Annotated in this window: 12 protein-coding genes; 3 read left to right on the top strand and 9 right to left on the bottom strand. The window is 47.0% G+C overall.

Annotated elements, in window-relative coordinates:
* Nucleotides 1-48: 48 nt before the first annotated feature.
* From feoB to IRJ16_RS05585, 3 genes are all read right to left on the bottom strand, one after another.
* Nucleotides 49-2,160 (bottom strand): ferrous iron transport protein B, encoded by a 2,112-nt coding sequence (gene feoB / locus IRJ16_RS05595; protein WP_194110544.1) that lies wholly within the window; start codon nucleotides 2,158-2,160, stop codon nucleotides 49-51.
* Between the two features lie 2 nt (nucleotides 2,161-2,162).
* Nucleotides 2,163-2,381, bottom strand: coding sequence for a FeoA family protein (locus IRJ16_RS05590; RefSeq protein WP_194110543.1), 219 nt, complete (start codon nucleotides 2,379-2,381; stop codon nucleotides 2,163-2,165).
* A 158-nt stretch (nucleotides 2,382-2,539) separates the two neighbouring features.
* Nucleotides 2,540-3,895, bottom strand: coding sequence for a glycosyl hydrolase (locus IRJ16_RS05585; protein ID WP_194110542.1), 1,356 nt, complete (start codon nucleotides 3,893-3,895; stop codon nucleotides 2,540-2,542).
* A gap of 193 nt (nucleotides 3,896-4,088) precedes the next feature.
* Here IRJ16_RS05585 and hflX point away from each other — a divergent pair, with 193 nt between their 5' ends.
* The gene (gene hflX / locus IRJ16_RS05580; protein ID WP_194110541.1) at nucleotides 4,089-5,273 is read left to right on the top strand and encodes a GTPase HflX; all 1,185 of its coding nucleotides are present in this window, start codon (nucleotides 4,089-4,091) and stop codon (nucleotides 5,271-5,273) included.
* A gap of 78 nt (nucleotides 5,274-5,351) precedes the next feature.
* On the opposite strand, the gene IRJ16_RS05575 is transcribed toward hflX, so the two are convergent.
* Nucleotides 5,352-6,977, bottom strand: coding sequence for a gliding motility protein RemB (locus tag IRJ16_RS05575; RefSeq protein ID WP_194110540.1), 1,626 nt, complete (start codon nucleotides 6,975-6,977; stop codon nucleotides 5,352-5,354).
* Nucleotides 6,978-7,057: 80 nt separating this feature from the next.
* Nucleotides 7,058-7,477 carry a hypothetical protein gene (locus IRJ16_RS05570; RefSeq protein WP_194110539.1) on the bottom strand — a complete coding sequence of 140 codons (420 nt, stop codon included), beginning with the start codon at nucleotides 7,475-7,477 and terminating at the stop codon, nucleotides 7,058-7,060.
* A 183-nt stretch (nucleotides 7,478-7,660) separates the two neighbouring features.
* Here IRJ16_RS05570 and IRJ16_RS05565 point away from each other — a divergent pair, with 183 nt between their 5' ends.
* Entirely contained in the window at nucleotides 7,661-9,616 is a 1,956-nt protein-coding gene (locus IRJ16_RS05565; protein WP_194110538.1) for an SGNH/GDSL hydrolase family protein, read from the top strand.
* Between the two features lie 54 nt (nucleotides 9,617-9,670).
* On the opposite strand, the gene IRJ16_RS05560 is transcribed toward IRJ16_RS05565, so the two are convergent.
* From IRJ16_RS05560 to IRJ16_RS05545, 4 genes are read right to left on the bottom strand one after another with little or no spacing between them, the layout of a single operon-like run.
* Nucleotides 9,671-10,285 carry a rhomboid family intramembrane serine protease gene (locus IRJ16_RS05560; RefSeq protein ID WP_194110537.1) on the bottom strand — a complete coding sequence of 205 codons (615 nt, stop codon included), beginning with the start codon at nucleotides 10,283-10,285 and terminating at the stop codon, nucleotides 9,671-9,673.
* Nucleotides 10,282-12,024, bottom strand: coding sequence for a M14 family zinc carboxypeptidase (locus tag IRJ16_RS05555; protein ID WP_194110536.1), 1,743 nt, complete (start codon nucleotides 12,022-12,024; stop codon nucleotides 10,282-10,284). Before IRJ16_RS05555 ends, IRJ16_RS05560 begins: the two co-directional genes overlap by 4 nt.
* A 14-nt stretch (nucleotides 12,025-12,038) precedes the next feature.
* Nucleotides 12,039-12,395, bottom strand: coding sequence for an MmcQ/YjbR family DNA-binding protein (locus IRJ16_RS05550; protein ID WP_194110535.1), 357 nt, complete (start codon nucleotides 12,393-12,395; stop codon nucleotides 12,039-12,041).
* Between the two features lie 5 nt (nucleotides 12,396-12,400).
* A complete protein-coding gene (locus IRJ16_RS05545; protein WP_194110534.1) occupies nucleotides 12,401-13,108 on the bottom strand; it encodes a porin family protein in 708 nt (235 codons plus the stop codon).
* Between the two features lie 92 nt (nucleotides 13,109-13,200).
* Here IRJ16_RS05545 and pepT point away from each other — a divergent pair, with 92 nt between their 5' ends.
* A complete protein-coding gene (pepT, locus tag IRJ16_RS05540; RefSeq protein ID WP_194110533.1) occupies nucleotides 13,201-14,448 on the top strand; it encodes a peptidase T in 1,248 nt (415 codons plus the stop codon).
* Nucleotides 14,449-14,563 lie beyond the last annotated feature (115 nt).

The following is a 14,563-nucleotide window of genomic DNA, read 5'->3' as shown; positions in this document are numbered from 1 at the left end:
AAGAGTGCCTTTAAAATGCAACATACAACGCTTGCACCGCCTATGCGTTTATTTCAGCAATTGATACGTGATCAAGCTGGCAACATAGGCCAAGGCGGTCATGTAGGTAAGTTGTATCACAGGCCATTTCCAGGCTTTGGTCTCGCGGTAAACGGCGGCTACGGTGCTTGCGCATTGCATGGCAAAGGCGTAAAACATCATCAGCGAGAAAGCCACCGCCACCGTAAATACAGGTTGCCCTGTATTGGGGTTGATGGCTTTCGCCATTTTGTCCTGCACGGTATCTAAACGGTCGGCATCACCATCGACGCTGTAAATGGTGGCCATGGTGCCTACAAAAACTTCGCGCGCGGCAAAAGAGGTAATGAGGGCGATGCCGATCTTCCAATCAAAGCCCAAGGGGCGTATGGCAGGTTCTATGGCATGGCCTAAAGTGCCGGCATAACTATTTTCTAACTTATCTGTAGCGATCAAGCGTTGTAATTCATCTTCGGGGATCTTTTTGTATTGTGCCTGCTCGTATTTTTGGTCGATCTTCTCGAACCTATCGCCGGGGCCATAGCTGGACATTACCCAAAGGATAATAGATACGGCAATGATCACTTTACCAGCCTGCAGCACAAAGGCCTTGGAGCGCTCGTACATTGACAGCAACACGTTATTCCACCTTGGTGAGCGGTACACCGGTAATTCCATAATAAAGTAGCCGCGTTCTTTAGCCTTGAGGATGAATTTGAATACGAAAGCTACAATGACCGCCGACACTAAACTCATCACGTACATGGCGGTCAAGGCTAAACCTTGCAGGTTAAAAATACCCCAAATGGTACGGTCGGGCACCACCAAGGCGATTAGTAGAGTATATACCGGTAAACGGGCGGAGCAGGCCACCAGCGGCGTCACCATAATGGTGATCATGCGGTCCTTCCAGTTCTCGATCGTGCGGGTACTCATGATAGATGGCACCGCGCAGGCAAAGCCGCCGATCAGCGGTACTACCGAGCGGCCGTTCAGGCCAACTTTGCGCATGATCTTGTCCATCATAAAAGTAACGCGGGCCATGTAGCCGGTATCTTCAAGGATGGATATAAATGCAAAAAGGATAGCGATCTGCGGGATAAATACCAACACCCCTGCCAAGCCTGCAATAATACCATCGGCCAGCAGATCGGTAGCTGGCCCGGCAGGTAATACTTGGTGTGTGTAAGCTTGTAACCACGCAAATCCGTCCGATATCAGATCCATCGGGTAAGATGACCAGGCAAATATCGACTGGAAGATAAACATTAATATCCCGATAAAGATCACAAAGCCGAATACACGGTGCGTTAGCACGCGGTCTATGCGGTTGCTCGTACTTTCGCTTTGGGCGGCTTGGGGCTTTTCTACCGTGTCAAAAAGCAGGTCGTTTATGTAGTTGTAACGGGCAATGGTCTCCGCAGCTTGCGCCTTTTGCGAGTGGAAAGAATACATCACTTCCAGCTCTTCTATGCGCTCGCTTTGAGCGGTGGTCAAAAACTTCAGGTTTTCGTGCTGGTGCGCCAGTTGCAGGGCAAAGTAAGGGTTATCTACCTTGATCTCGTCGCCAATGCGGGCGATCAGTTCAGAAGCAAAAACACTTACATCTATTGAATCCTGCTGAAGGGCTACTTTGTTGGCAAACGATATCGCTTGTTTCAGATCATCTATACCAGTATTCTTTCTGGCTGATATTGGGATGATGGGTACGCCTAATTTTTCTGACAAGGCATCAACATTGATCTTGATACCGGCCTTATCGGCCTGATCCATCATGTTCAACGCAATGATCACCGGTATCTTCAGATCGGCTACCTGGGTGTAGAGCAGAAAATTTCTTTTCAGATTGGTGGCATCCAGCACCACTACGATCAGGTCGGGGTTAACGTCGCTGTTGCGGTCGGCCAGTACAGAGAAAACTATCGCTTCATCCTGGCTTTTGGGATATAGGCTGTAGGTGCCGGGAAGGTCAATGATCTCGGCCTTGCGGCTATCGGGCAGGTCGCTGTAACCTATCTTTTTATCAACGGTTATCCCCGGAAAGTTCCCGACCTTTTGGTCAAGTCCGGTCAGGGCATTGAACAGGGTAGATTTTCCGGTATTGGGGTTCCCTACAAGCGCTACTCTAAGATCGGCCTTCAAAATTAACTGTGCAGTATAATGGTTGATGCCTCTTGTTTACGCAAACTTAACTGGTAGCCGGCTACGCTAATTGCTATCGGGTCACCAAGGGGGGCAATTCGCTCCACAATGATCTCTTCGCCTGGCAGGCACCCCATCTCCATCAGCTTTACCGACATCTCCAGATCGGTGAACTCTTTCACTATTCCTCTACTTCCCGGCTTCAGTTGCGATAGCTTCATTTACGTTAGTTTGGTAGGTTCAAAGGTATCCCTTATTTATAATAAATCCAAATAGCTTGACTTCAGGCTGAGGAATAAGTGTTTAAACGATTATTGGAGTTAATTAGAGGTTAGTTAACTAGAGTTTAGGCGATGCAAATGGCACAGATAACAACCAATTATAACTCAATGATCACCGGATGATCCATCACTACCAAGTTCAGTTTATCTACATTTTGCATGGTCATAGTTGGGGTTACGCCTAAGGTGGGGTCATACGTTTTCAGTGCGGGGATCTTTTTGCCGAATTCGATATTGATCGATTCCATTCCGTGGACTTTCTCGCCCCAGATCACCAGTTGAAATTTGCCGTTGCTGTTTTGCAGAAGCAGATCGTGTACAACAGCGGGTTGGTTAATGATCCTGTACGACAAGCCCGACGCATTTCTCAAAGCGCCATTATCCTCTAAAATGGTAGTGAGGTTATGCAGATACATGGCTGCTAAACGCGGGGTATAGTCGGCTTTGTAAAAACCGAAAGACTGGTTGCCTGCTTCGTCGCTACGATCGCGCAACAAATATACCGAAGTGTAAGCCCAGCCACGTTTAAATTGGGCGAGGTACAAGTTTATGTATAAGCGCGCCTGTGCATCCTCCGTAAACTCGTTATCAATGGTAACGCCGGTCTCGGTAGTTACCCGGGGCAGGTTTCTTAATTGCTCTTCGGTGTTGCCTTTAAATTTGTACCGCCAGGTGGTGCCGTAGTTACCAAACAATCCGTCGACCTTACAAGCCGCGCCTGGGTCGGCGGCGTTCCAGACCTGGTTATCGTACCAGCCTTTGTGTGATGGATGCGAAAAGTAATTGTGCGCATTTGCGTAGTCGGCGTACTTAGTGCCCGCGGGCATTTTAGCATCGGCGCCTTTAGGTATTTGTAGATATTGCAAGCCTACATTGTCGGTCTGCGCGCCATTCTCACTTAAACTCCAAACCGGGTATTTCTTTAACACGCCATCGGCTTTAACCGCTTTATACAGGTCGGCTTGTAATTTGGCAACTGCCATCCAAGATGCATTACTGCCGCCCTTAACTCCCTGATAGGTCATGCCCCAGTTGTTAGGTTCGTTAGGTCCTTCTAATGCCAGCAGCGCGTTGGCTTTAGCAAGAGATTGAGCGCCGGTCAGTAACCTTGGGATATCTGTGCCGCCGCTCATTAAACCGTAACTGAATTTAGCGCCGGTTTGCATGTGCAGCTTTATATAGTCCTGCAGCGGGGCGTTACCCTCGTAGCCTGATCGCACCCAGCGGATGCCTGTGTACCCGATCGCCGCGATAGTTTTATCAACATCTTCACCACGTACGGATATGGCGGTGTTCACACCGATGCTGTTCAGAAACGCATGTGTTGGGATAGCGGCCACTGTAGGCGGCTGGATCTTAGCCTTTGGGTCATCGATAATGGATAAGCCCGCAAGGCCGCCAATAGCCAGCAAGCTGATCTTAATAATGCCCATGGGCAGTTCGGCAAGTATCATATTACAAATTGTGAGGAGCTGGTTTGATCATGTAGTGCCTAAGATAGGGAAATAATTATTGACACGAGTAGCTTTGCCGGGTCACCTTTACCGATCAAATTAATAACTGCATCTTCGATACAAACCAGTCGCCAGTCTCAATGTTAAACCTTTATCAATTAAAGCTTAACTTTGCACCCAGAATATCAACTGAATGAAGCAAAAATTTTATGATACTGCTGTGAAGCAGGAAAAAGTAGTGCTGGTGGGTATCATTACCCCCGGCCAGTCTGACGAGCAGACCAAAGAATACCTGGAAGAACTGGAATTTTTAGTAATGACGGCAGGCGGACTTACCGTTAAGAACTTTACCCAAAGGATGCAAAAGCCTGACAGGGCTACCTTTGTACACTCGGGTAAGCTGGAAGAGATACGTGACTATGTGAAGTCGGAAGAGATAGATATCGTTGTGTTTGATGATGAACTGTCGCCATCGCAATTGCGTAACATAGAGCGCGAATTGCAGGTGAAGATATTAGACCGCAGCAACCTGATCCTGGATATTTTTGCCAACCGTGCGCAGACCGCCCAAGCCAAAACCCAGGTCGAGCTGGCCCAACTGCAATACCTGTTACCCCGATTGACCCGCCTTTGGACCCACTTAGAGCGCCAAAAGGGTGGTATAGGTATGCGTGGCCCGGGTGAAAGCCAGATAGAGACCGACAGGCGTTTGATCCTGAACAAAATATCGCTATTAAAAGACAGGCTTAAGGATATCGACCGGCAGAACGAGACCCAGCGCAAGAACCGTGTGGCCCTTGTGCGTGTAGCTTTGGTCGGTTACACCAACGTGGGCAAATCTACCATCATGAATATGATATCCAAATCTGACGTGTTTGCCGAGAATAAGCTGTTCGCTACGTTGGATACAACGGTGCGCAAGGTGGTGATAGAGAATTTGCCATTCTTACTTTCGGATACGGTCGGTTTTATCCGCAAATTACCTCACCATTTGGTAGAGTGCTTTAAATCGACCTTAGATGAGGTGCGCGAGGCGGATATTTTAGTGCATGTGGTAGATGTATCGCACCCTAACTTTGAAGACCAGATACGCACCGTTAACGAGACCTTGAAAGACCTGGGCACGATAGATAAGCCCACCATTACGGTATTTAACAAGATAGACGCTTACCAACCTGTTCAACATCATCAGGAAGACCCTGCCGAGCCGTTAACGCTCGAGGATTTTAGGCAAAGCTGGATGGGCAAGAATAACAGCCCGGCTATTTTTATCTCGGCGTTGAAGAAAGAGAACGTGGACGAGTTCCGCCAGTTATTGTACGACAAGGTGATCGCCATACATACCGAGCGCTACCCGTACGATAAGTTGCTGTATTAACAGCGCCGGACATCGGCAGAGCACAAACAGAAAGGCCCGTCATATTTTGCATGAAGGGCCTTTCTTGTTTAAAAGTATTTATTGTATCCTATAAGATGCAAGGTCGGTGTAAACGCTGTGGAACGCGGTGCGCAAGCCAATGGTGATCATAGAAGTATTATTGGTGAACACACTGTTGGTCTCTTTACGGTAAATGCCGCCAACTTCAAAACGCAAGTTATATTTAGGGTTTAATACGTATGCCACTCGGCCCTCAGCGTAATACATATCGGTTGTTACACCCTGACCGATGTAATTACCGGTCAGGCTTACCGGTGCGGTGTATGGCAATAAAAAATCTTTGCCATAATTTAATGCGGATCCTTTAGGGTCTAAACCATAGTGGCCATAGTTAACTTGCCCCATCAGGTCAAAGCGTTTATAGCTGTAATTCAATATACCTACTAACTCTTTAAAGTTTGCTCCAAACGGATGCGCAAGCGGTTCTGTCTGGTTGCTGTAGCTTATTAGTGGCCTCACAGATGAATACGTATAAGGTTTAGCGCCATTATATTCAAACAGATAGTTCAAGCCTCTTACTTTGAACAGATCGGCGCCACGGGCGCCAATTTGCCAACCATATTTATTGCGTGAACTGCCTGATGAGGAGAAGAAGTTTTTAGCTTCAAATTCATCCAACATAAATTGCCCATACAATGTAATTCCATTGGTCAGTTTATATTTGCCGGTAAGGCCTATCGCTGCATTGTCAGGCGAGCCGTTAGAGGCCTCTACCGGGCGAAGGAAAATGATCGGACTGGCATAAGTAAAATCAAAACCGCGTTTGTTGCCACTCTCGTCCTTATCGCCCCAAACTATCGAATCAAAGAAACCAACACTCAAACGGTTGCTAACGTTCCAGTCCAAATAATGGAACGTGGCCCATTTACGGCGATTGCCATCGGCATAAGTAAATTTTGGTATGCGGGCGTCCTGCATTAAGCCGTACATGGCCATATAGCGCACGTTACCCAGTGTACCGGTCAGCTTTAAATTAGTGTAGGGCGATGAAAAATCAGATAGCAACACCGAACGGTAGCCGTCACCGATAAAAGTTTTATCCTGACCAAGCGAGATATTTAAGAATTTTGCCGGCGTATAAGATATAGTAGCAGTAACATAAGACCAATCTACCTTACGTTGGCCGAAACTACGGTCGTAAGCCTGGCCGCTAACTATACCTGTTTGTTTGGTGTACTCATTCAGATAATATGGTTGGGTAGCCTGGTTCTCGTAACCAGTACTGTAGAAATAGAATTTTTTACCTATCGTACCGCCTAATTGATAGCCGCGGGTGTTATATGAAGTTTTTTCTTTCCTGGAAAAGTCGCGGCCAATGGTCAGGTCAGACATCACATCGAAAAAGAAAGTATATTCCGGATCTTTAACGTCTATCAGGTGCTCCTGAAACACTTTGCGGTAAGCCCAGCTACGTTTTACGCCGTCGTCCTTTACGTTGATATTCATCAACGAATCATAAGTTGGCTGCAGTAAGCTATCTACAATAAAAGGCTTGATGGTAGAATGGATGCGGCTTTTGGTAGAGTAAAGATCTTTGTTGAATTTTTGATAAAACTGATAGCCATAAGGCATGTACTCTGACTGTGCTTTAACGATGACGGCCGAACACAGCATGGCCGTAAGCAGGATAAATGTTTTTTTCATAGAGTTGATCTTGAGGATATTGCCGCCAAGGTAGGCATTTTGCTTTAAAAATTAGTAATAGCAGCCCTGGGGTGCAGGCATTAACCGGCTGTATTTCCCTTAAGCGTTGTTAGGATCAACAGCACAAGGTCGGTAACAATTTGTTCGGTAGTTTTGTTTGCAGAAAGATCGATATCGATGCTTTGATAGGTTCCCGCCGCGTCTATATCCGCGCTGCAACGTACTACGGTCTGCCCGAAACGCAGCTGATCTGCATCAAGACCTAAGGACAGGACGGTATCCTCGTCCATATCAACGACCACGCCTTTTTCGTGCAAACCTTTGCCACTAAATTCAATGTCGATACCCAACGCCACAAATGCCAAACGGATAAAGTCGCGCAATTCGGTTTGCTCTTGACCAATGTTGACAGGCATGGAAAGGTCCGTAACCTGAACGATGGGCTGCAGGCCTAAAGCTACTTTAACAACAGATGTGATGATGGATCGATGGGGTAGCAATATATGTTCAGTTAAATTTGATCGGGGCAAGATAAGGGTAAAGTTATAAAATAAAAACCTGACCACCTTACGGATGATCCTGTCGTCCGCCACCTGCATTGCCGGGCATATGTTGCTGGATAAAGCGTCAAAAGCGCCGGTTGATCGATAAATTCATACCTTAGAAGCACCGATCGAACCGAAATGAAAACACTTTTTTTTAAATACAGGACCGTAGCATCAGTCTGCACCCTAGCTACGATGGCGATATTTTTTGCTTCTTACCGCCCTGCCGAAAAGACCTGGGTAGCCATTGGCGACTCTATCACTTATCTAAATGACCATCCTAACGAGACCGGAGACCGTGTTACCAAGGGATACCTTACCGCCGTTACCGACGAGTATCCCGGCTTGCGTTACATTAATAAAGGCTACAACGGTTGGACCTCTGGTGGTATAGCGCAAAACATTGATAAATTAGGTTTGGTCCCGGCCGATATTTACACGGTATTTTTAGGCACAAACGATTGGTGGTCAGAGCGGCCTTTGGGGGTTTTGACCGATTATACCACTAACAAAGGTAACTCCACGGTGTACGGCTCGTTCCGCATTATTGTGAATAAATTGCGATCATTGAACCCCGGGGCTAAGATCATACTCATCACGCCAATGCAGCGTAATGACTTTGTTTACATTGCCGACCATAAAAACAAAGCCTACGGATCTTACAGAGCTAAAAAAGGGCAAACATTAGAAGCGTTTGCCAACGCGATAGATTCCATTGGTCAGGCCGATAACATCCCGGTGGTGGATCTTTATCATAACCGTAAACTGGACATCAAAAAGCTGGTAAAATTTAAACGACTAAAGGATACCCTGACCGGACAGTATAAAAACTATAAATATCCTGCATCTATAGATATACCTTTCGACCCATCTAAGGATGATTACCCGTATCCGATAGAGTCGGTAGCTTTGACCTATGACGGCCTGCATCCGTCCGATGCGGGCTACGCTATTATTACCGATGCGTTGCTGAAAGTGTTTAAAAAGTTGGACTTTAAGTCGGCGATAAATACGCAAAAATTGGCTTCGGATACGCTGCCCACTCGCTGGACCAAGTACATTGACCTGGATACCTACAATAAACCCTTTTGGAATACCGATGTGGTGGTTGATGAGAGTGTACAAGTGATCCGCGATGGCAGCCAAACTACCTCAAAGCTTTTGTTACCGGCTAAAACTATCGTATCTGTCAGAGCTGCCGATTACAGCAAAGTGTTTGTTCAGGGTAAGGATTGGGAGCAAGCTGATGGTAAACTCGTCATACCGGCCGCGTCGACAGTTCCTTTCCTTACCCCAGCCGATCTGATCTTTGACAAACCCAAACCAGGCAACAGCTTTGGCGCTAAAACCGCAGGTAAATACGTGTTATATAACAGCGGCTCATATTTTATGAGCAAGCAGATATTAGTTACCTATATACCGGCCGCGGGCACCAAGTGGCAGGGGCCGGTGCCTAAGTTGGCATCAGGAGGTTTGCCTAATACCATCGCTTTGTTGAAAAAGAGTAAAGCTATCAAAGTGGCTTTCCTGGGTAATAGTATAGAAGTTGGCTTGAATGCCAGTAACCTGGAAAAACTGCCGCCATTTATGCCTAACTGGCCTGAATTGCTGATCCATAATTTACGCAAAAATTATGGCAAGAACGTCAGCTTTGTGAACCGATCGGTAAGCGGTATGATGGCTAAATGGGGTATGGATTCGGTCAGCAGGATAACCTCTCAACAGCCAAATCTGGTAGTGATCGGCTTCGGGATGAATGATGGTACCCAACGCGTCGCACCCGATGTATATCGCACTCAGATCAAAGGCATTATCGATGCCGTTAAAGCCACCAACCCCAACGCCGAGTTCATTTTGGTAGCGCCCATGCTGGCCAATCCCGATTCGGGCTTTGATGGTCTACAGCGATCCTACAAAGTCGAATTAGATAAACTGGCGGGCAAGGGCACTATCGTAGCCGATATGACCGCCGTACATGCCGAATTGCTTAAACACAAAACCTATCAGGATATGACAGGCAATAACATTAATCACCCCAACGATTATCTGTCGCGCTGGTACGCGCAATTAGTGGCGGGTTACTTGGTGAAGTAAAATAAGGCGGGACCTGCGATGGCCTCAGAAATACAGGTAATCCGCCGAACATCCTTACATCGTCAATTCGCGCACAAAGTGTGGGATGACATTGTGGTTAAGCACAATGGTCAGGATCACCCCGGCGATCGCTCCAAAAAAGTGGGCATCGTGGTTAATGCTGTCGCGCGCGTTTTTGGATGCATACCAGCAATAGGCCAGGTACAGGATGCCGAATATCCACGACGATATACCGAACGGAAATGGGAAAATGCCAAGTTTAGATGTTGGCTCGAACAAAATGAAACTGAACACCACCGCACTTATAGCGCCGGATGCGCCAAGGCTGTGGTAGCCGTAATTATCTTTCTCTTTAAACACAGTTGGCAGATCGCTCAGGATCATGCTTACCATATACAAAAAGCCAAATTGCCAGTGCCCAAGGTAAACTTCCAGCTTAAAGGCGAATATAAAGTACGACCACATGTTAAAGAATAGGTGCCCCCAATCCCGGTGGATGAAGCCACTGCTGATGAGGGTGTAAACACGCTCGTTGCGCGATACGCTGTAAGGGTGCAACAAAAAGCGGCCATAGACCGACTCGTTACTGAAAGCCAGCAGGCTTAAGCCCAGCGTAACCACAAAAATAAAACAGGCTACCGGCGCAGCGGTAAGGTACATCTCTATCATTTGGCAAAGTCGAATTTAATGTCGGCATGCACGCGTGCTACCGGGTAACGCTGGTATGTCTTCTCGTAAAACGGCGAGTTTTGATAAACCCAGATCAGCTGTGCACGGCCGCTGTTAGCAAGTGTTGGGTTCTTTGCCTTCTCCTCGTCCAGTTTTTTACGCACGTCCGGGTTCTTCTTTAACCAATCGGCCGCTATATCCTCAAAAACGTAATCCGAGTAACCTTCTTTTTGGCCCAATATCGAATCAAAAAAGTTCCAGGCGAAGAATGAATCAACACCTTGCGGTTCCAGCGTTTCCACAATATAACGGTTCAAAGCCTGATCTGTATATACCACATAGTCGCCGGCGTAAAATTTAACTTTTTGCTCAACCGGGTTCACCTTTACACCGCTGTGCAGATAGTGGCCTTCATAGGGGCGGGCGGGGTTCTTAAAGTCGCCAATGTAATACATCTGTACATCAACAGTAGTATCATGGGCCAGTTGGCGCATGGCTACATTGTTCAGCTTGTACAGATCAATGATCTTACCCCAAGCCTGCGGGATGATGTAGGCTTTAGGTTTCTCTACCTGAAGCGACACCTTGTAATTATCGTAATACTTGATGGTTTTTACCCAAGGTTTGCTGCGGTCGTAATACAAGCGTGGCAGGCCGCTTATTTCGCTCGGTTTGCGCAACGCAGCGTAGCCTTTAAAGGTGATGGTATCTACATGCTCGGTATCAAGCTCCCAACTCATATCAAACTTGGTCTGTTTTTTTACAGCCTCGTCAGCTTTATGCTTTAACTCGCCGATCAGCTGATGGTCACGCTGAACGATGTCGAATAGGTGCGTCATAAAATCATACGTGGCATAAACCCTTTTGTCATACGGTTTAAGCATGTGGGTTTCGGTAATATAGCTAATGATGCTGTGTTGGGCACCATAGCCCGTTGCAAACCGCGGCAGATCTAAAAAGCTTACAATGCCCGAATCCGGCGTGCCTTTTATGCTTTCCACATACGGGGTCATCTCATAGGTCTTTTTCATACGCTTATACAACTCCGGCGATAAGGTTTTAGAGGTGTACTCGGATAGTATCGGGTTCTGCTTATCCTTTTGGGTCTCGATCAGCGTCATCACGTAGGTGTAATCGGCGCCGTTGCTGGTATGGTTATCCAAAAAAACTTCGGGGTTCCAGGTGTTCAGTATCTTCATAAAAGCCAGGGCGTTGCGGCTATCGGCCTTGATAAAATCGCGGTTAAGGTCCAGATTGCGCGAGTTACCACGAAAACCGTACGACTCCGGCCCGTTCTGGCTGATGCGGGACAACCCTCTGTTCAGCATCCCATCGATATTATAAACGGCGATGAAACACAGTACCACATCCTTAGGCAGTTTATTACCTTTCAGCAGATCGCGCGTAAGCATCATGGTAGCATCTATACCTTCAGGTTCCCCCGGGTGGATGCCGTTATTGATCAGGATAACGCGTTTATTCTGCTTTTTGATCAACGCCGGATCAAACACTTTATCTTTCGATAGCACAACCAACGTTAGTGGCTTACCAATGTCGGTGACCCCGTAATTGAACAGCTTCATCTGCGGGTGCTGTTTGCTCAGGGCCTGGTAATAATTAACCACTTGGGTATAAGTGGCGGTATAGTTTTTATCCTTAGCTAACTCAAAAGGGGTAAGCTGGGCTTTAGCCGAAATGGCAAGCATGGTAATAATTGTAATTAGTAAAGTTCTTTTCATGGCAAAGGGGAAAATTATTCAAGTTCGGCTATCTCGGCCTGCAACTTCTTAGGTAAACTTTTCAGCACCAGATCATACGAGTGGTCTATCATATCGCATAGTTGCTTATGGCTCAGGACGCCGTCCATGTGTACGGTATTCCAGTGTTTCTTGTTCATGTGGTAACCGGGGACTACCTCACTGTGGCGTTCGCGTAATTCTATGGCCAACTCAGGATCGCATTTAACGTTGAAACTTTTAGCCTCGGCAATGCCGATCAATAAAAAGATCTTCTCGCCCACTTTAAACACCAGCGTATCCTCACCAAAAGGGAGACCTTCAGTTACAACGGGTTTGCTTAAACAATAGTCGCGCAGGGTCTCTATATCCATACTAATTATCGGATAGGCTTAAAATACTGTCTGGTATTACCGAAGTTAAGTTTAACGCCAACACTAATATATCGGTACATATCTTGGGCATTATTCTTGAATTTGCTGCTTGGGTCATCGTACCCATCCAAACTTTCTGCAAAGGTAAGGTAATGAGTGTAGTTAAGATTTATGGATATGATCGGTACATCGTAGTAATTAAAGACCTTGAACTCGTATCCCCAGCGAAGCGGAACAAGTATTGAGACCGACTTTTCTTTCCCTGGGAAAATATAGGTAGAGTTAGTAGGGTCTACCCGCTGTATCGACGTTAAATTGTTAAACATAGCTCCAACACCAATGCCCGAGTAAAAGCCTTTTAACCGTTCTAACAAAAAATTCCCCTGAAAATCTACCACCTCGCCTAATTGCAGGTCGCCATGCAGATCCAGCGCCAGATAGTCGTTCACAAAAAAGCGTCCGTAAGGGTCGGCTGTTGCACCACCGCCTGCAAGTCTACCCGTCTGCGCCTCGAAAGAAAATGGCAGATACGGGCTATAATTCCAAAAAAGATCCAATGCGAAAGCCCTTTGGGTATCATTTATGCGGGTATCAGAATAAGGCCTTACCATGCCAACCGAGCCGCCGATGCCCCACTCAGGGAATTCGTACTGGGCCTGAGCCGAAAAAGAAACGGCGGAAAAAAGAACAAGGGTAATAAATATGTTTTTCAATTGTTATTTGAATTAACAGGGTTAAATAATTAGGGCATTATTTAAATATGGCCAAAAATAAGATAACATTTGCTGTGGAAAAATATATCGGGATGAATTTAATCAATTTAACTTTCACCGCCGCCGAGCGGTTCTTACGTTACGTACAGATAGACACACAGTCAGATCCGGCATCATCTACCTGCCCTTCTACAGAGAAACAAAAAGACCTGGGGCGGGTATTGGTGGACGAGCTATTGGACATGGGCGTAACCGATGCCCATCTTGATGAACATGGCTACGTATATGCCACCATCCCTTCAAATACCGATAAGGAAGTGCCTGTGATCTGCTTTTGCTCGCACATGGATACCGCGCCCGATTGCAGTGGGACGGGGGTTAAACCGATCGTCCATCAAAACTATCAGGGGCAAGAGCTTGTGCTGCCTGATGATAATATCGTCATTCTAAAAATGACCGAACACCCCGACCTGAAGAACCAGATAGGTAACGATATCATCACTGCCAGCGGCACTACCTTACTTGGCGCCGATAACAAGGCCGGCGTAGCCGAGATCATGGATGCCTGCTATCAATTGATCAATAACCCGGATATCAAACACGGCAAGATCCGTATCCTGTTCACACCCGATGAAGAGATAGGCCGTGGTGTAGATAAGGTCGACATTGAAAAATTGGGGGCTCATGCAGGCTATACCATGGATGGTGAAAGCACAGGCCATATCGAGAACGAGACCTTCAGTGCCGACGGAGCAAAACTGACCATTAACGGCGTCAGCGCCCACCCCGGCTTTGCCAAAGGCAATATGGAAAGTGCCATTAAAATAGCCGGACAGATCGTATCGGCCCTACCATTTGAGCTGTCGCCCGAAGGGACCGAAGACAAGCAGGGCTTTGTGCACCCGGTCGGGATCAGCGGGCATGTAGAGCAAGCGGAAATAGAATTCATCATCCGCGATTTTGAGGATGATAAATTGGCTGAGCACGCCAACACCATTCGCCAGATCGCCGACCAGATTCTTCGGAATTTCCCCGGATCCAGCTGCCAGCTGAGCACCAAACCCCAGTACCGCAATATGAAGCAGGTGCTTGATAAACACCCGCACATAACCGAATATGGGATCGAAGCCATCAAACGTGCAGGAATGGAACCGCATCTCCGCAGCATCCGCGGCGGTACAGATGGTTCGCGCCTATCTTTTATGGGATTGCCCTGCCCTAATATCTTCGCCGGCGAGCATGCCTTCCATGGCAGGCAGGAGTGGGTATCTATCCAGGATATGAACAAAGCGGTGCAGACCATTTTGCATTTGTGTATGGTGTGGGAAGAGCGGAGCTAAATTAGACCGGAAGTCGGAAAGTCCGAAAGATATTCGTTGAAATAGGAAAAGCTGCTATTATTCGTCTTTCGGACTTCCCGTCTTTCCGACTTCCCGTCTCCCCCAAAAAACCTAT

Source organism: Mucilaginibacter myungsuensis (genome assembly GCF_015222005.1).
Taxonomy (GTDB): Bacteria; Bacteroidota; Bacteroidia; order Sphingobacteriales; family Sphingobacteriaceae; genus Mucilaginibacter; species Mucilaginibacter myungsuensis.
Note: the sequence above shows the minus strand (reverse complement) of the source record. Positions and strands in the feature narration are given on the sequence as shown.

Bases quoted from the DNA above. Each gene is read 5' to 3' on its own strand.
- IRJ16_RS05590 (WP_194110543.1), bottom strand. From the start codon at position 2,381: ATGAAGCTATCGCAACTGAAGCCGGGAAGTAGAGGAATAGTGAAAGAG.
- IRJ16_RS05585 (WP_194110542.1), bottom strand. From the start codon at position 3,895: ATGATACTTGCCGAACTGCCCATGGGCATTATTAAGATCAGCTTGCTG.
- hflX (WP_194110541.1), top strand. From the start codon at position 4,089: ATGAAGCAAAAATTTTATGATACTGCTGTGAAGCAGGAAAAAGTAGTG.
- IRJ16_RS05575 (WP_194110540.1), bottom strand. From the start codon at position 6,977: ATGAAAAAAACATTTATCCTGCTTACGGCCATGCTGTGTTCGGCCGTC.
- IRJ16_RS05565 (WP_194110538.1), top strand. From the start codon at position 7,661: ATGAAAACACTTTTTTTTAAATACAGGACCGTAGCATCAGTCTGCACC.
- IRJ16_RS05560 (WP_194110537.1), bottom strand. From the start codon at position 10,285: ATGATAGAGATGTACCTTACCGCTGCGCCGGTAGCCTGTTTTATTTTT.
- IRJ16_RS05555 (WP_194110536.1), bottom strand. From the start codon at position 12,024: ATGAAAAGAACTTTACTAATTACAATTATTACCATGCTTGCCATTTCG.
- IRJ16_RS05550 (WP_194110535.1), bottom strand. From the start codon at position 12,395: ATGGATATAGAGACCCTGCGCGACTATTGTTTAAGCAAACCCGTTGTA.
- pepT (WP_194110533.1), top strand. From the start codon at position 13,201: ATGAATTTAATCAATTTAACTTTCACCGCCGCCGAGCGGTTCTTACGT.